The following is a 16,002-nucleotide window of genomic DNA, read 5'->3' as shown; positions in this document are numbered from 1 at the left end:
GGAGGGGGCCGTGGCCTGTCTTATCGATACGCATAACCACATGCAGTCCGAGCAGTTTGACCGCGACCGGCCGGATGTCTTCCGTCGGGCGAAAGAGTCGGGTGTCGGCTGCGCGCTCATTGCGGCGGGAATTTCAGGCGACTGGACGAAATGTCTCCAGGTGGGGGCCGAGTCTGGGTGGTGCGTCGGACTCGGGGTTCATCCGCTCGCGACCGCCCGTCCCGCGGTGACCCCCGAAGTGGCGGACGAGCTGCGTGACGCGCTCAGGCGCGAAATGGCGGATCCCGCGAGCCGCGTGGTGGCGGTCGCGGAGATTGGGCTGGATGGTTTTGTGCCGGATCTCGACCGCGCGAAACAGGAAGCGGTGTTCGTCGCCCAGCTGAAGGTGGCACGGGACACCGGCATGCCGGTCTCGCTTCACGTGAGGCGGTCTGTCGACTGGGTCACCAAGTGGCTTCGGCGGATTCCGATTTCAGGCGGTGTCGCGCACGCGTTTAATGGCTCCGAGGAGCAGGCGAGGATTCTGATTTCTCTTGGGCTCAAGCTCGGATTCGGCGGCGCAATGATGTATAGCGGCAGCCGCCGGATCAGGCGTCTCGCGGCTACGCTTCCGATAGAAAGCATTGTGCTTGAAACCGACGCGCCGGATATGCCTTCAGGCGCGAGGCGCGACAGCGGGAACCTTCGGACCGAACCCGCCGATATCGCGGGGTATCTTGATGAACTCGCTCTGCTCCGGAACATGCCGCGCGATGAGCTTCTTTCCATCCTCCAGGAGAATTCCCTCGCGGCATTCCCGGGAATGCGTGAGTTTCTCCCGGAGGCTCAGAAGAACTGAAACGCCATATAGAGTTACACTCACGTTCTAATACTTTGACCTGCAAAGCCTTAAGGAAAATGACCCAGTATACGAAAAATAACAGCGCGCTTGTCGCCGTCATCGGTCTTGATCAGCCCGGTATTGTTGCCACCGTTTCTTCTGCCCTTACCCGCCTGGGCTGCAATATTGAAGAAATGACCCAGTCCACGCTGCACGACCAGTTTTCGGGCATTTATCTGCTGAATAAGCCTGAAGGCCTGTCCAACGAGACGCTCAACGAGGAAATCAGCAAGGCGCTCGAAGCCCGCAAATTCCACCTCTCCCTTGTGATCCGCGACTTTGAAGAACTGCCGAAGGATTCCGTGCCGGAGTCCGAATCCTACGTGGTGACGATCTGGGGCAAAGACGGCAACGACATCGTGTCGACCTTCTCCCGCATCATGAGCGAGCAGCGCGTGAACATTCACGATCTGCGCGCGAAGCCGCTCGGTGAAGGCGAGTCCGTTCAGATTTTTGAAGTGAGCGTGCCGAAGGCGGTTGACGCCCGCGCGCTGCACCGCGTGATGTCGGAACGCGCCAAGGCGATGGGCCTCTCGCTCACGATGCAGCATCACCTCATCTTTGATGCGATGCATCACATCGAAATTCATTAATTCCATTTCGGCTGCAAGAGCGGCAGAAGACTCTTTTAGGGTGAAAAACAACAATGATTTCTGAAAACGAGATCCTTTCCACCATCAACATGACCCGGGCCGAGCACCTTGACGTGCGTACGGTGACGCTCGGTGTCAGCCTGTTCGACTGCGCAAGCACCGACTACGACACGTTTGCCTATCGTCTCCGCGCGAAGATCAGCAAGTATGCGAAGCGCCTCGTTGAGACCTGCAACATGGTCGGCGACCGCTACGGCATTCCGGTCGTGAACAAGCGTATTTCGGTTTCTCCGATCGGTACGGTCTGCTCCTCCTTCACGCGTGATCAGCTCGCCGCGGTCTGCCGCGAGCTTGACGCCGCAGCGAAGGAAGTCGGCGTTGACTTCGTGGGCGGTTTCGGCGCTCTCGTTGAGAAGGGCATCACCCCTGGTGAGCGTAACCTGATCGACTCGCTGCCTGAGGCCCTCGCGACCACGGACCGTGTCTGCTCTTCGATCAACGTGGGCAGCACGAAGGCCGGTATCAACATGGACGCGGTTGCCCTGATGGGTCAGCGCGTGCTTGACGTCGCCCAGGCGACCTCGGACCGCGACGGTATCGGTGCGGCGAAGCTCGTTGTCTTCTGCAACATTCCTCAGGACGTGCCCTTCATGGCCGGCGCCTACCTCGGTGTCGGTGAGCCTGACGTGGTGATCGACGTCGGCGTTTCCGGCCCGGGCGTTGTGAAGAAGGCTCTGGACCGTCTGATCGAAGAGAAGAACAACGGCCGCCATATCACGGTGGACGATGTTGCCGAAACGATCAAGTTCACGGCCTTCAAGGTGACGCGCGTCGGTGAAATCATCGGCCGCGATGTGGCGAAGGAACTCGGCATCCCGTTCGGTGTGGCGGATCTGTCGCTCGCGCCGACCCCGGCGATCGGCGACTCCGTCGGTGAAATCTTCCAGGCTCTCGGCCTCTCCTCGATCGGCGCTCCCGGCACGACCGCGATTCTCGCGATGCTGAATGACGCGGTGAAGAAGGGCGGCGTTTTCGCTTCCTCTCACGTCGGCGGCCTCTCCGGCGCCTTCATCCCGGTGTCCGAAGACGCGGCGATCGAAGCCGCTGCCCGCAGCGGCGCGCTCACGTTCGAGAAGCTCGAAGCGATGACCTCGGTCTGCTCGGTCGGCCTCGACATGATCGCGATCCCGGGTGACACCCCGGCCTCGACGATCGGCGGCATCATCGCTGACGAAGCCGCGATCGGCATGATCAACAACAAGGCAGCCGCTGTCCGCGTGATTCCGGTCCCCGGCAAGACGGTGGGCGACGTGGCGGTCTTCGGTGGCCTGCTCGGTGAAGCGGCCGTGATCCGCGTTCCTGGCGGTGACTCCGCGGGCTTCGTGAACCTCGGCGGCCGTATCCCGGCTCCGATTCACAGCCTGAAGAACTAACGGATAAGAGACCGGGATTCTCCCGGTTTTATCCGTGTTCCGGAAGAAGGCCGGGGACTCAGTCCCTGGCCTTTTTTCTTAATTTTTTGAAATTCATCCCCGCATAGGTTCACAATACAAAAGTGGGGTTGCCTCTGCCTGGAGAAGCGGGGGCGGGTTTTGGTTGACTTCGGGTTGGAGAGAAAAATGGGGTCGGAAAGTAAATCGCCGCTGGTGAGAATCGTGGATGACGACGAAGGCGTGAGACAGTCGAGCGCCTTCCTGCTCGGGGCCGCAGGCTACGAGACCGCATGCTACGAAAGCGCTGACGACTTTCTGAAGCATGATGATCCGGCCCGCCCGGGGTGCCTCCTGCTTGACGCCCGAATGCCGGGCATGACGGGGCTTGAGCTTCAGGATCTGCTCGATTCCAAGGGGTTCAGAATTCCGGTGATCTTTGTCACCGGGCATGGCGACGTCGATATGGCGGTGCACGTGCTGAAGCAGGGTGCCGCGGATTTCCTCCAGAAGCCGGTAGACGGCGATCGGCTGATCGCCGTAGTGGCGGCCGCCGTGAAGCGCGACCTCGAGCGGGTTGAGACGGACGAGCGCGATAACGCGGATCGGGCGGCCTTTGAGACGCTCACGGCGCGCGAAAAAGAAGTCGTGAAGCTTGTCGCCGAGGGGCTCCAGAACAAAGAAATCGCCGAGAAACTGAACATCGCTGAGAAGACCGTCAAGGTGCACCGCGGCTCCGCCACCCGGAAACTGAACGTCCGGAATGGCGTCGATATTGCCACGCTGCTACGCCGTATCGGCGTCATGGAATGAACATCGCTGCGGCGTAATCCGCCCGCAGTCTCGCCTAGAATCTGAATTTGTATTAATTTGCAAAACCAGATTCGGGATTTCTACTGATATCAGTACGCCGCCATAGAATGGGCTGTCGCAAGGGGATTCCCGCGCGAGGCCTGTCTGAAGGCGTTTATTCCTCATTAACCGCAGAGAAGATTTGTCCGATGGCACCAGATAACAAGAAAACCGAAGCGCCGGTCAAAGTGAACTGGCAGCTTGCCCGTTCGATGGTGGAGCCGCTCTACGCGGGTCAATGCCTTGAGACAGGTGAACCCCGCATGTCGCACGTAGACGGCATGGCCAGCATTCTGCGGGGCATCCGGGATGATGATGAACTGATTGCCGCAGCTTATCTCTCCTCCGTGCAGGATTACCTGAAGAATCCTGAGGAGTGGATTGAGAAGAGTTTCGGCAGCAAGGTGCTCGAACTCTGCACCGATCTGCAGCGCCTGATGAAGCTTTCCGAACAGGCCCGCTCGAGCAACAAGGAAGCGAACGCGGCGTCGCAGCCCGAGAAGCTGAGAAAGATGCTGCTCGCGATGTGCGGCGACCTCCGGGTCGTGCTCCTGCGCCTCGCGAGCCGTCTGCAGACGCTTCGCTGGTTTGTGATGCACCCGTCGGATGACGCGAAGATTTACGCCGCGGAAACGCTGCAGCTTTACTCACCGCTTGCGAACCGCCTCGGTATCTGGCAGATGAAGTGGGAGCTCGAGGACCTGTCGCTCCGCTTTACGCGCCCTGAGGTCTATCAGGAGATCGTGCGGCACCTCGACGCGAGCCGCGCCGAGCGTCTCGCTTTCGTGCAGCAGGCCGTGACGAAGATCCGGTCGCTGCTTGCCGCGCATCATATCCGGGGCGAGGTCTCCGGCCGCTCGAAGCATATCTACTCGATCTGGCTCAAGATGGAGCGTAAGCACCTGCCGTTTGAACGGCTTTTCGACCTCCGGGCGCTTCGCGTCATCGTGGATACGGTCGAACAGTGCTATGAGGTGCTCTCGATCTTGAATGAAAACTTTACCGCTATTCAGTCGGAGTACGACGACTACATCGCGCACCCGAAGCCGAACGGCTATCGGTCGCTGCACACGGTGGTGAAGGCTTCAAATGGGCTTCCGGTCGAGATCCAGATCCGTACGCGCGAGATGCATGAGTTCGCGGAACTCGGTTTCGCGGCGCACTGGCGCTATAAGGAAGCCGGCAATTCGCTTGGCGTGAATTCCGCTGAGGAGCAGAAAGTCGTCTGGCTCCGTCAGCTGCTCGCGTGGCACTCGGACGTTGAGCCGCCGCGCGCGCCGGGTGTCGAGGATGACCTGATCTACGCGCTTACCCCGATGGGGCGTGTCGTGGAGCTTGCCGCGAACAGCACGCCGGTGGACTTCGCCTATATGGTTCACACGCAGCTCGGCCACCGCTGCCGCGGCGCGAAGGTGAACGGCGCGATCGTGCCGCTCACGCATAAGCTGAAGACCGGCGACACGGTGGAAATCATCGCGGCGAAGTCCGGCGGCCCGTCGCAGGACTGGATGAATCCGGAGCTTGGGTTCGCCGCCATGGCCCGGACCCGCGGCAAGGTGAGAACGTGGTTCAACCAGCTGCACCTCCAGGAGCAGATCGCGCGCGGGCGTGATGAGCTCGATACCGAACTCGCGCGCCTCGGGAAGTCGACTTATAACCTTGAGTCGCTCGCGAAGACGCTTGGCTTTGAGTCCGTGGATGACCTCTGCCTCACAATCGCGAAGGACGAGATTTCGAACCGCGCGATCGAAGCGGTCGTGCTGCCTCAGACACAGAAGAAGGCGGCCGATGAGCCGGTGATCCCGGTGAAACCCGCGCAGCCGCGTGCCCATCACGATAACGGACAGATTCTTGTTGCCGGAGTCGGTTCGCTTCTCACGCAGCTCGCGAAGTGCTGCCACCCGGTGCCGCCTGACGAGATCGTGGGCTTTGTGTCCCGCGGCCGCGGTGTCGTCGTGCACCGCGCTGACTGCCCGAACGTGAAGAACCTGATGGAGCAGTCAAAGGAACGCCTGATTGAGGTCTCCTGGGGTGACGCGCCCGAGGACACTCTCTACCCGATGGAGATCCTCGTTCTCGCCCGCGACCGTATCGGTCTTTTGAAAGACGTGACCGATGTCTTCATCCGCCTGAAGATCAACATCACGAACGTCAACACACAGACCGTGAAGAACGTCGCGCGCCTGAAATTCGGGGTGGAGGTGGCCGGTGCCGCGCTGATGCGGCAGGCCCTGAAGGAGATTCTTGAGGTGAAAGGGGTCATTTCGGCCCATAGAAGCTAGTGAAAACCCCTAAAATAAAATATTTTTAGGGGGAACTCTTGCTTTTTTATTTTGGATCCGTAGAATTCTAATTCTCTCAGGCACGTAGCTCAGCTGGTTAGAGCATCACCTTGACATGGTGGGGGTCGTTGGTTCGAGTCCAATCGTGCCTACCAAATTTTTCTGGGAGTGCTGTGTTGTTAGATTTTTCTCTGATGAATCGAACTACACTGACCATCATCTAAAACCGATGGTGAGTCACACAGCAGTTCTGTTGCTTTAAAAAAGAAAGTGCGGCTCGGGCCGCACTTTTTTTTTATTCTTTGCAGCCCGAGCCGGCGGCCGATATCCTTTACCTGGACGGACCGGCCGGCAGAACCGTCTGACGGGCGGTCAGAGTTGCCGCTCTTCAGGCGGCAAACAGTCTGGGCAAGAAATCTTTTGAAAGAGAAGTCCCTGTCTGAAGGGGTTGAAAAGGGAGTGTCAAATGTTGGAAATTACTTTGCCGGATGGTTCAAAGCGCGAGTTTGAAGGCCCCGTGACAGTGGCGCAGATTGCCGCTTCGATCGGTGCCGGACTCGCCCGTGCGGCGCTTGCCGGCCGCGTGGACGGAAAGCTTGTGGATCTCTCCGAGACTGTGGATCACGACGCCTCTGTCGCGATCATCACCGGTAAGGATGAGGAAGGTCTTGACATCATTCGCCACTCCACCGCTCACCTGATGGCTCAGGCTGTGAAGCAGCTCTATCCGGAAGCCGAAGTGACGATCGGACCGTCGATCGAAAACGGTTTCTACTATGACTTCTCCTGCAAGAAGCCTTTCACGGAAGAAGATCTCTCGAAGATTGAAAAGCGCATGGACGAGATCGTGGCGGAGAACCTCCCGATCACGCACCGCGAAGTGACGCGCGACGAGGCAATCTCCTTCTTCGATAAGCTCGGCGAGCACTACAAGGTCGAGCTCGTGAAGGCGATTCCGGAAGACCAGAAGATCACGCTTTACACGCAGGGCGATTTCACGGATCTGTGCCGCGGGCCTCACGTGCCGAGCACGGGCGTGCTGAAGGTTCATAAGCTGATGAAGGTAGCCGGCGCGTACTGGCGCGGTGACTCGAAGAACGAGATGCTGCAGCGTATCTACGGCACCGCGTTCGCGACGAAGGATGAGCTGAAGGCTTATCTGCATATGCTGGAGGAGGCCGCCCGCCGCGACCACCGCAAGCTTGGCAAGGACATGGACCTCTTCCACATTCAGGAAGAAGCCCCGGGCATGATTTTCTGGCACGCGAAGGGCTGGGCCCTCTGGCAGGTGATCGAGCAGTACATGCGCAGCATCTACCGCGACAACGGCTACCAGGAAGTGAAGGCACCGCAGCTCCTCGACCGCTCCCTCTGGGAGAAGTCCGGCCACTGGGCGAAGTACCGCTCCAACATGTTTACGACGGAGTCTGAGAACCGCATCTACGCTCTGAAGCCGATGAACTGCCCGGGTCACATCCAGATCTTCAAGAGCGCGCTCCGCTCTTACCGCGATCTGCCGATCCGCTACGGTGAATTCGGTCAGTGCCACCGCAACGAGCCGTCCGGCTCGCTGCACGGCCTGATGCGCGTCCGCGGCTTTACGCAGGACGACGGCCACATCTTCTGCACGGAAGATCAGATTCTCGACGAATGCGTGAATTTCACGGCGATCGTGAAGAAGGTCTATAAGGACTTCGGATTTGACGACATTGAGTACTTCGTCGCGACGCGTCCTGAAATGCGTATCGGTGACGACGCGACCTGGGACAAGGCTGAGAAGGATCTGATGATCGCTCTCGACCGTGCCGGCGTGAAGTACAAGGTGCTGCCGGGTGAAGGCGCTTTCTACGGCCCGAAGGTTGAATATCACCTCCGCGACTGCCTCGGCCGCAGCTGGCAGTGCGGTACGGTTCAGGTTGACTTCCAGATGCCGGGCCGTCTCGGAGCGGAATATGTGGATGCCGATGACCAGAGAAAGGTCCCGGTTATGCTCCATCGTGCTATCCTCGGTTCTCTGGAACGCTGGATTGGCATGCTGCTTGAGAACTACGCCGGAGCCCTTCCGCCGTGGCTCGCACCGACTCAGGTAGCGGTTGCCTCCATTACGGATTCCCAGGCAGACTACGCTCACGAGGTTTATCAGAAACTCTTCAATGCGGGTTATCGAGTAGAAGAGGATTTGCGCAGTGAGAAAATCAACTATAAAATTCGCGAACTTAGTCTGACGAAAGTTCCTTACATCCTGGTTGTGGGTGAGAAGGAAAAGCAGGCAGGTACAGTGGCTGTCCGTGAGCGCGGCGGCCGGAATATCGGTGCTATGAGTTTTGACGACTTTGCTGCGATGCTCGCGGCTCAGGTCGCCGATCACACCAACATTGAGGTTAATAAGTGATAACAAATAGTAGGGATAACCCTGCAAAAGAAGAAAATCGTCATCGTCTGAATCGTGAAATCCGGGTCCCCGAGGTCCGAGTCACGATGCCGGACGGAACCAGCGTCATCATGAACACGTACGACGCTCTTCACAAGGCTGAAGAGCTCGGCGTGGATCTGGTCGAAGTCGCGCCGAAGGCGCGTCCGCCGGTTTGCAAGCTGATTGACTACGGCAAGTTCAAGTACCAGGAACAGAAGCGCGCTCAGGAAGCCAAGGCCAAGCAGAAGGTCACGCAGGTGAAGGAAGTGAAGTTCCGCCCCGCGACCGATGAAAACGATTTTCAGACGAAGATCCGTGCTGTCCGCCGCTTCCTTGAAGGCGGAGATAAGGCTAAAATTACGCTCCGCTATCGCGGCCGCGAAATGGCCCATCAGGAATTCGGCGTGGATCTTATGGACCGCGTGAAGACCGAGCTGGGTGATATCGCTCAGGTTGAGCAGAATCCGAAGCTCGAAGGGCGCCAGATGATCATGGTGCTCGGGCCGAAGCGCAAGAAGTAATCAGACGAAATCGTCCGGGGGAGATGCGTTTCTCTCCTCCGGCATTTCTGACCAGTTTTGCAGTACCTCCGAAACTTCTCCCAACCCGGGAAGTGTCGGAGTTAGAAGAAGTGATTCAAGGGCAGTTCAAGACCATCCAAACTTTTTCCGGAAGGCGCCTTTGAGTCATCAATAAAGAGGAAACGGCAAATGCCGAAGATGAAAACCAAGCGGGCTGCTGCCAAGCGCTTTAAAGTGCGCTCCGGCGGTTCCATCAAGTTTGGCCACTCGACCAAGCGTCACATCCTGTCCCATCGCACGACCAAGAACAAGCGTCACCTGCGCGGCATGGTGACGGTTGCTAAGTGCAATGAGCTCAACGTCAAGCGCATGCTTGCCATCGCTTCCTGATCTGGATAGGAGAATAAAAAGATGCCTCGAGTTAAGCGTGGTGTAACCGCTCGTGCCCGTCATAAGAAGCTGCTCGCCCTGTCGAAGGGCTACAGCCTTCGTGCCAACAATGTGTTCCGTGTGGCCAAGGAAGCCGTCATGCGCGGCGCCCAGTACGCCTATCGTGACCGCCGTGCGAAGAAGCGCGTCTTCCGCCGTCTGTGGATTGCCCGTATCAATGCGGCTACCCGTCAGAACGGAATGAACTACAGCGCCTTCATCAACGGCCTTCACAAGGCGAACATCCTCCTTGATCGCAAGGTGCTCGCTGATATGGCTGTGTTTGACAAGGAAGGCTTTGTTGCTCTGGTCGAAAAGGCCAAGGCAGCTCGTGCTTAATTGGTGAATCCACTTGTCAAAGCACAGGAGCGCTGAAGCCTCGGCTGAGGTGCTCCAGCTTTAAAAGGGGCGGGCCAGCAGTACCGGGCCGCCCCTTTTTTCGTTATCTTCTTCTGTATTGCGGGCAAGAAAGCAGACCGCTGCTGCCCACGTTTTCCGTATCGGAATCAAAAAATGGAAGATTTATCCAAACTGATTGAATCCGCCCGGCAGGCTTTCGCTGAAGCGACACAGCCTGCAGCGCTGGAAGATGCCAAGGCGAAATTCCTTGGGAAGTCCGGCACCCTCACGACGATGATGAAGGGTCTGCGGGATCTCGCAGCCGACCAGCGGAAGGCGGCCGGTGCTGAGATCAATGCCGCGAAGCGTGCTGTGGAAGAGGCGCTGAACGCCCGCCGCGAAGCGCTCGCGCAGGCCGCCCTCGAGAAGAAGCTTGCCGAGGAAGCGATCGATGTGACGCTGCCGGGACGTACGTCGCCCGCCGGCGGCATCCACCCCGTGATCCGCACCTGGATGCGGATTGAAGAGATTTTCCGTTCGATCGGTTTCGACGTGGCCTCCGGCCCCGAAATCGAGAACGACTGGTACACGTTCACGGCGCTCAATAACCCGCTCAACCATCCGGCCCGCTCGATGCAGGACACGTTCTACGTCGACATGAAGGATGAGAAGGGGCTGCTGCTGCCGCTGCGTCCGCACACTTCCCCGATGCAGGTCCGCTACTCCCGCACCCACAAGCCGCCGATCAAGGTGATTGCTCCGGGACGTACCTACCGCGTTGACTCCGACGCCACGCACTCCCCGATGTTCCATCAGGTTGAAGGGCTGTGGCTCGGCGAAAACATCAGCTTCGCGGATCTGAAGGGCGTGTACTCCATGTTCCTGCGCCGGTTCTTTGAAACCGACGACCTCATCGTGCGCTTTCGTCCGAGCTACTTCCCGTTCACCGAGCCGTCTGTCGAAGTGGACATGATGTTCACTACCGGCTCCCGAAAGGGCAAGTGGCTTGAGATTTCCGGCGCCGGCGAAGTGCATCCGACCGTGGTCCGCAATTACGGGCTCGATCCCGAGCAGTACTGCGGCTTCGCTTTCGGCTCGGGTCTTGAGCGTCTCACGATGCTGCGTTACGGCATCGACGACCTGCGGCTCTTCTTTGAAGGCGACCTCCGGTTCCTTCGCCAGTTCAACGAGTAATGGGGAAGAAAAATGCTGTTTTCTGAAAGCTGGCTTCGTACGTATGTGAATCCCGCGATTTCGAGCGAGGAGCTCCAGGACGCGCTCACGATGCACGGTCTCGAAGTGGACGAAGCCCGTAAGGCGGCCCCCGATTTCACGGGTGTCGTGATTGCTGAAGTCGTTGAATGCCGCGACCATGAGAATTCCGATCACCTGCATGTCTGCCAGGTGAACGCCGGTACCGGCGAACTGATCCAGATCGTCTGCGGCGCGCCGAACGTCCGCGCGGGCGTGCGTGTGCCCTGCGCGATGGTGGGCGCTGAGCTCCCCGGCGGCTTCAAGATCAAGAAGGCGAAGCTGCGCGGCGTGCCCTCGAACGGCATGCTCTGCTCCGCCCGTGAGCTCGGCGTGTCCGAGGATCATGACGGTCTCTGGCTTCTGCCGGCGGACGCCCCGATTGGCGAAGATATCCGCAAGTACGCTCACCTCGACGACGTCGTGGTGGATCTGAACGTCACGCCGAACCGCGGTGACGCGCTGTCTCTCGCCGGTATCGCGCGTGAAGTCCATGCCGTGACGGGCGCTGAGCTGAAGCTCCCGGAGATTCACGAAGCCGCTGTGACGACTGACGCGTCGCACGACGTGAAGATTGAGGCCTCTGACCTCTGCGCCCGTTATACGAGCCGCGTGATCACGGGGCTGAACGCCAAGGCGAAGACGCCTGAATGGATGGCGGAGCGGCTTGAACGCTGCGGCCAGCGCCCGATTTCGGCTCTCGTCGATATTTCGAACTACGTGCTCCTCGAGCTCGGCCGTCCGACTCACTTCTTTGACCTCGACAAGCTCTCCGGCACCGTGACGGCGCGCTGGGCGAAGGAAGGCGAGAAGATCGAGCTCCTGAACGGCAAGACCGTTGACCTCACGCCTTACTACGGCGTGATCGCGGACGATAACGGCCCGCAGGCGATCGCCGGCATTATGGGCGGCACGGCTGACTCTGTGTCGGATGACACGGTGAACCTCTTCATTGAGTCCGCGTTCTTCCGTCCGTCAGCGATCCAGGGCCGTGCCCGTAAGCTCAACTTCTCGTCCGACTCCTCGTTCCGTTTCGAGCGCGGTGTCGACTATGGCACGACCCGTGAGCACCTCGAGTACATCACGGCGCTCGTTCTCTCGATCTGCGGCACCGACGCCACGCGTGTCGGCCCGGTGAGCGACATTGAGTCCGATCTCCCGGAGCGCCGCGTTGTGAAGTTCCGTGCCGAGCGCTGCCGCAAGCTCGTCGGTGTGGATATTCCGACCGACTTCATGGAGGAGGCCTTCAAGCGTCTTGGTTTCGAGTACACGCGTGACGGCGACCTCTTCACGGTGACCTCCCCCACGTACCGCTTCGATATCGAAATCGAAGAGGACCTCGTGGAAGAAGTGGCCCGTCTCTGGGGATACGACAAGCTGCCGGAAAATCCGCCGCTTGAGCGCGCTGTGATGCGGCCGTCCCGCGAGGACCGCCGCACGCAGCATGACCTGCGTCTGAAGCTCGCGGGCCGCGGCTATCAGGAACTCGTGAACTTCTCGTTCGTGGAAGAGAAGTGGGAGAAGGATTTCGGAGGCGAAGCTGCCCCGATCCGTCTGCTGAACCCGATCGCCTCACAGCTCTCCGTGATGCGTACGCAGCTGATCGGCGGTCTCGTCGATATCCTGCGCTACAACCTGAACCGCAAGGAAGACCGTGTGCGCGTGTTTGAGCTTGGCCGCGTGTTCTTCCAGGATCCGACGATTGAGCCCTCTGACACCTCCGTGAAGGGCGTCCGTCAGCCTGAGCACCTCGCTGGTCTCGCCTACGGCACCGCGGACGCTCCGCAGTGGGGCATCAAGTCCCGCCGCGTGGACTTCTTCGATGTGAAGGGCGACCTCGAACGCCTCGCCTTCCCGCTCACGCTTGATTTTGTTCCGGAAGTCTTCCCGTCGCTTCACCCGGGCCGCAGCGCCGGGGTGTATCTTGACGGAAAACGGATCGGTCTCATCGGCGAATTGCACCCGAGGCTTCAGCAGGCGTATGATCTCCCCCTCTGCCCTGTGGTGTTCGAGATCGATGTAGAGCCGCTGCTCAGCGTGCCGGTTACCGAGCATAAGCCCGTTTCCAAGTTCCAGAAGTCGCTGCGCGATATTTCGCTCGCAGTGCCGGCCTCTGTGACTTCGAAGCAGATCTTCGACGCGGTGCGCGCTGCCCGGAGAACGGATGTGAGGCTTGCCTGTCTCACCGACTTCCGTCTCTTCGACGTGTACCATCCGGAAAATCAGCCTGCCGCCGATAAGTCGATGGCCTTCCGCCTCGTGCTGGAGTCCTTCGGTGAAGAGGCTGTGACTGAAGCCCAGATCGAAGGCGCGACTGAAGCGGTGATCGCTGGACTTGAACCCCTTGGCATTAAACTTCGTGCTTAATTAGGTAACCTTTGAAATGGCTATTGAAGAGAATGATTTTTCCCCCACCGTCGGGACGACGATGACGAAAGCCGATCTGGTCGATATTCTGTTTGACCGGATGGGTCTTTCGAAGCGCGAAGCGAAGCTGCTTGTCGATGTGTTTTTCGACGAGATTCGCTCCCGCCTGGAGCATGGCAGCCCCGTGAAGCTTTCCGGTTTCGGTAACTTCCAGCTGCGCGACAAGCCCCAGCGCCCCGGACGCAACCCGAAGACGGGTGAGGAAATCGCGATCACGGCCCGCCGTGTCGTTACGTTCCACGCATCGGCTAAGCTCCGCGATGCAGTCCTTGCCGGCTTCCCGGCGAAGTCTGCGAATTAAAATCGCTTTGTAATCCGAGTGTTTGAGAGCGGCAGAACCGATAAAACGGTTCTGCCGCTTTTCTTTAAGCCCGTCCTTTTAGCGGTTAGAATCGAGGGGTCTGCTAGAGAAGGAAAAGGGCATGTCAGAGAAAGAAATCGGAGCTTTTCCGCCGATTCCGGAGAAACGCTTTTTCACGATCGGCGAAGCGGCTGAGCTGGTGGGAGTCGCAACTTCGGTCCTCCGGTTCTGGGAGGATGAGTTCAAGCAGCTTTCGCCGGGCCGTCACGGCTCGCGCCGCCGCTATGAGAAGAAAGATATTCTCACGGCGCGTGAGATTCGCTCGCTCCTCTATGACCAGGGCTATACGCTTGCCGGCGCTAAGAAGCATCTGAAGCACCGGAAGACGGCTGTCGCTCAAGCGACTGAAGGAAAGACCTCCGTGAGCCCGAATGTGGTCGAGGAACTCCGGAATATCAGGGATTCCATCAAAAATTTTCTTTTATAAAGATTTTGTGCTATAGTTCATCTCTCTCGGGGTGTGGCGCAGCCTGGTAGCGCACTTGCATGGGGTGCAAGGGGTCGTGAGTTCGAGTCCCACCACCCCGACCAATTCCAGGAAAGGAGACAACGAAAGTTGCCTCCTTTTTCTTTGTATTCGTCTACGACAACTCAATAAAAACAAGAGCTTAAGACACAATACGCGTGTTGTCTTTGTCTCTAATCCTCTCCGTAAGGCGTGTCATTATCTAAGAATCTATGCCACAATCATTACCACAAATGAGCGGGGAAACCTCAATTTCTCCCCAAACATAACGGAATTTTTTGTGGTAATAACCGTATTTTTTATTTAAAAACATTTGATTACGGAGATTGAGCGTTATGCGCGTGGCAAACAGGATGACTGACAAGCGTTTGAAAGCCCTGACGGCTGACGCTTCATGCGGGATTGTCCCCGGGCTTTATGTTGGAGTCCGGAAGCTCAAGGACGGGACATATGCCCGTTATTTCCTGCTTCGGGATCGTGGTTTGAAGCGGGTCTTTACTCTCGGGAAGTATCCCGAAATGTCACTCGCTGAGGCCTTCGAGAAGGGGCTCAGATGGAGGAAACTGATAGCGGAAGGGATTGACCCATCTGAGCAGGAGAAAGCGGCCAGAGACGCGCTACGCCCATCCCCGGCACCTCAAAAAGAGGAGGACGCACTAACCTTTGAAAAACTTATCTGGAAGTGGATTGAGTTCAACACAAAGAGGGGGAGGTGGAAAAACGCTGAAAAATCCCGCGATCTGGTTTGGGATGGCTTTTTCAGGAATCACATCCCTAAAGAAATCAGAGACTGCCCGGTTGTAGACCTGAAACCTCAGATGTTCTGTGATGCCCTGGGGGAAAAGTGGGGAACCATGATTGACACGCCAGAAAGGATCCTTAGCGACGCTAAAAGAGCGATTGATTGGGCAATACGCTCGGAGATGATCCCGCCGATGGTTAACCCGTGCCAGGTGGTGGACGGGCGTTTAGGGGATTTGCTGCCACTAAATCGACCGGAAGGCGGGCACGAGCCGGCACTGCCGCCGAAACGTATGCCGGCTTTCTTTAAGGCACTTATGCAGCTTGTCCCGGTTAGTCAGACGGCCCGCTGTCTTGCATTCGCGATCCTTACTTCAGCGCGCAACACAACAGCGCGTGAAGCAACATGGGGGGAAATCCAGCAGGATGATGATGGGAGGTGGCTGCACGTTATCCCTCGTGCCCGCATGAAGGTGAAGAGCGAAAAGATTCCCTTTGACCGCAAAACACCGCTTTGCCCAGAAGCCGTTCAGCTACTGGAATCAGCCCCACGGGTAGGGGGATCTCCAGATTCCTATATTTTCCCCAATGTGAACAAAGGGAGAAATTCTCCTTTTTCCCGTGATTCTGTCCGAGCGCTGATTAAGCGCATGCACGATAAACAGAAAAGAATTGACGGGATTGGCTGGGTAGACCCCGATCAGTTCCATGCGAAGACTGGCAAACCCCGTATAGTGACCCTTCACGGGCTCGCGCGGGCAACTTTCAATACTTGGGCCAAGGATGCCAAGGGATACTCCCACAAGCCGTTCTCGCGCGATCTGAGAGAAAGCTGCTTGGATCACCGCAACGAGTCCTACCAGTGCGCGTACGATCGGGAGCAGGCTTTGGGGGATATGCGTGAGGTCTACGAGGCCTGGGGGAAGTTTTGTTTCTCAGCTTATCTTGAGTAACCTTACCTTGACAGAAGATTCCTGTATTTATAGATTGGCCATGCCATAAAATATAGTGAGTATC

At 58.2% G+C, this 16,002-nt stretch carries 14 protein-coding genes and 2 tRNA genes; all 16 read left to right on the top strand.

Annotation, left to right across the window (positions count from 1 at the left end; all coding sequences use genetic code 11):
* The first annotated feature begins 10 nt into the window (after positions 1 to 10).
* The 16 genes from BN1936_RS10330 (at position 11) to BN1936_RS10255 (ending at position 15,938) form a co-directional block, all read left to right on the top strand.
* The gene (locus tag BN1936_RS10330) at positions 11 to 838 is read left to right on the top strand and encodes a TatD family hydrolase (RefSeq protein ID WP_049687347.1); all 828 of its coding nucleotides are present in this window, start codon (positions 11 to 13) and stop codon (positions 836 to 838) included.
* A gap of 59 nt (positions 839 to 897) precedes the next feature.
* Positions 898 to 1,473 carry a glycine cleavage system protein R gene (locus tag BN1936_RS10325; RefSeq protein WP_022444815.1) on the top strand — a complete coding sequence of 192 codons (576 nt, stop codon included), beginning with the start codon at positions 898 to 900 and terminating at the stop codon, positions 1,471 to 1,473.
* A 53-nt stretch (positions 1,474 to 1,526) separates the two neighbouring features.
* Entirely contained in the window at positions 1,527 to 2,906 is a 1,380-nt protein-coding gene (locus BN1936_RS10320) for a PFL family protein (RefSeq protein ID WP_049687346.1), read from the top strand.
* A gap of 186 nt (positions 2,907 to 3,092) precedes the next feature.
* Entirely contained in the window at positions 3,093 to 3,716 is a 624-nt protein-coding gene (locus BN1936_RS10315; protein ID WP_049687345.1) for a response regulator transcription factor, read from the top strand.
* A 188-nt stretch (positions 3,717 to 3,904) separates the two neighbouring features.
* The gene (locus BN1936_RS10310) at positions 3,905 to 6,037 is read left to right on the top strand and encodes a RelA/SpoT family protein (protein WP_022444818.1); all 2,133 of its coding nucleotides are present in this window, start codon (positions 3,905 to 3,907) and stop codon (positions 6,035 to 6,037) included.
* A gap of 78 nt (positions 6,038 to 6,115) precedes the next feature.
* A tRNA-Val gene (locus tag BN1936_RS10305) sits at positions 6,116 to 6,192 on the top strand.
* 311 nt (positions 6,193 to 6,503) lie between these two features.
* Entirely contained in the window at positions 6,504 to 8,429 is a 1,926-nt protein-coding gene (gene thrS / locus BN1936_RS10300; RefSeq protein ID WP_049687344.1) for a threonine--tRNA ligase, read from the top strand.
* Complete coding sequence (gene infC, locus BN1936_RS10295) at positions 8,426 to 8,971, top strand: translation initiation factor IF-3 (RefSeq protein WP_232422100.1); 546 nt, start codon at positions 8,426 to 8,428, stop codon at positions 8,969 to 8,971. The genes thrS and infC overlap by 4 nt, the downstream gene beginning before the upstream one ends.
* Positions 8,972 to 9,160: 189 nt before the next feature.
* Entirely contained in the window at positions 9,161 to 9,361 is a 201-nt protein-coding gene (gene rpmI, locus BN1936_RS10290) for a 50S ribosomal protein L35 (RefSeq protein ID WP_022444821.1), read from the top strand.
* Between the two features lie 21 nt (positions 9,362 to 9,382).
* Positions 9,383 to 9,739 carry a 50S ribosomal protein L20 gene (rplT, locus tag BN1936_RS10285; RefSeq protein ID WP_022444822.1) on the top strand — a complete coding sequence of 119 codons (357 nt, stop codon included), beginning with the start codon at positions 9,383 to 9,385 and terminating at the stop codon, positions 9,737 to 9,739.
* A gap of 174 nt (positions 9,740 to 9,913) precedes the next feature.
* The gene (pheS, locus tag BN1936_RS10280) at positions 9,914 to 10,933 is read left to right on the top strand and encodes a phenylalanine--tRNA ligase subunit alpha (RefSeq protein WP_022444823.1); all 1,020 of its coding nucleotides are present in this window, start codon (positions 9,914 to 9,916) and stop codon (positions 10,931 to 10,933) included.
* 12 nt (positions 10,934 to 10,945) lie between these two features.
* Positions 10,946 to 13,357: a phenylalanine--tRNA ligase subunit beta gene (gene pheT / locus BN1936_RS10275; protein ID WP_049687343.1), complete on the top strand. Its 2,412-nt coding sequence runs from the start codon at positions 10,946 to 10,948 to the stop codon at positions 13,355 to 13,357.
* Between the two features lie 16 nt (positions 13,358 to 13,373).
* On the top strand, positions 13,374 to 13,718 hold the full coding sequence (locus BN1936_RS10270; RefSeq protein ID WP_022444825.1) for an integration host factor subunit alpha: 345 nt from the start codon (positions 13,374 to 13,376) through the stop codon (positions 13,716 to 13,718).
* A gap of 121 nt (positions 13,719 to 13,839) precedes the next feature.
* Positions 13,840 to 14,205: a MerR family transcriptional regulator gene (locus BN1936_RS10265; protein ID WP_049687342.1), complete on the top strand. Its 366-nt coding sequence runs from the start codon at positions 13,840 to 13,842 to the stop codon at positions 14,203 to 14,205.
* A gap of 27 nt (positions 14,206 to 14,232) precedes the next feature.
* Positions 14,233 to 14,309: transfer RNA gene (locus BN1936_RS10260), tRNA-Pro, on the top strand.
* A 288-nt stretch (positions 14,310 to 14,597) separates the two neighbouring features.
* Entirely contained in the window at positions 14,598 to 15,938 is a 1,341-nt protein-coding gene (locus BN1936_RS10255) for a tyrosine-type recombinase/integrase (RefSeq protein ID WP_232422099.1), read from the top strand.
* The last annotated feature ends 64 nt before the right edge of the window (positions 15,939 to 16,002 follow it).

The sequence above is a fragment of the Dakarella massiliensis genome (genome assembly GCF_001182045.1).
GTDB lineage: Bacteria > Pseudomonadota > Gammaproteobacteria > Burkholderiales > Burkholderiaceae_F > Mesosutterella > Mesosutterella massiliensis.
This window is presented reverse-complemented; position numbering and strand designations above follow the sequence as displayed.

Excerpts from the sequence above, each read along its gene's own strand:
- BN1936_RS10270 (WP_022444825.1), top strand. The coding sequence starts at position 13,374 with ATGGCTATTGAAGAGAATGATTTTTCCCCCACCGTCGGGACGACGATG.
- BN1936_RS10255 (WP_232422099.1), top strand. The coding sequence starts at position 14,598 with ATGACTGACAAGCGTTTGAAAGCCCTGACGGCTGACGCTTCATGCGGG.
- rpmI (WP_022444821.1), top strand. The coding sequence starts at position 9,161 with ATGCCGAAGATGAAAACCAAGCGGGCTGCTGCCAAGCGCTTTAAAGTG.
- pheS (WP_022444823.1), top strand. The coding sequence starts at position 9,914 with ATGGAAGATTTATCCAAACTGATTGAATCCGCCCGGCAGGCTTTCGCT.
- BN1936_RS10320 (WP_049687346.1), top strand. The coding sequence starts at position 1,527 with ATGATTTCTGAAAACGAGATCCTTTCCACCATCAACATGACCCGGGCC.
- thrS (WP_049687344.1), top strand. The coding sequence starts at position 6,504 with ATGTTGGAAATTACTTTGCCGGATGGTTCAAAGCGCGAGTTTGAAGGC.
- BN1936_RS10315 (WP_049687345.1), top strand. The coding sequence starts at position 3,093 with ATGGGGTCGGAAAGTAAATCGCCGCTGGTGAGAATCGTGGATGACGAC.
- BN1936_RS10265 (WP_049687342.1), top strand. The coding sequence starts at position 13,840 with ATGTCAGAGAAAGAAATCGGAGCTTTTCCGCCGATTCCGGAGAAACGC.
- pheT (WP_049687343.1), top strand. The coding sequence starts at position 10,946 with ATGCTGTTTTCTGAAAGCTGGCTTCGTACGTATGTGAATCCCGCGATT.
- rplT (WP_022444822.1), top strand. The coding sequence starts at position 9,383 with ATGCCTCGAGTTAAGCGTGGTGTAACCGCTCGTGCCCGTCATAAGAAG.
- BN1936_RS10310 (WP_022444818.1), top strand. The coding sequence starts at position 3,905 with ATGGCACCAGATAACAAGAAAACCGAAGCGCCGGTCAAAGTGAACTGG.
- BN1936_RS10325 (WP_022444815.1), top strand. The coding sequence starts at position 898 with ATGACCCAGTATACGAAAAATAACAGCGCGCTTGTCGCCGTCATCGGT.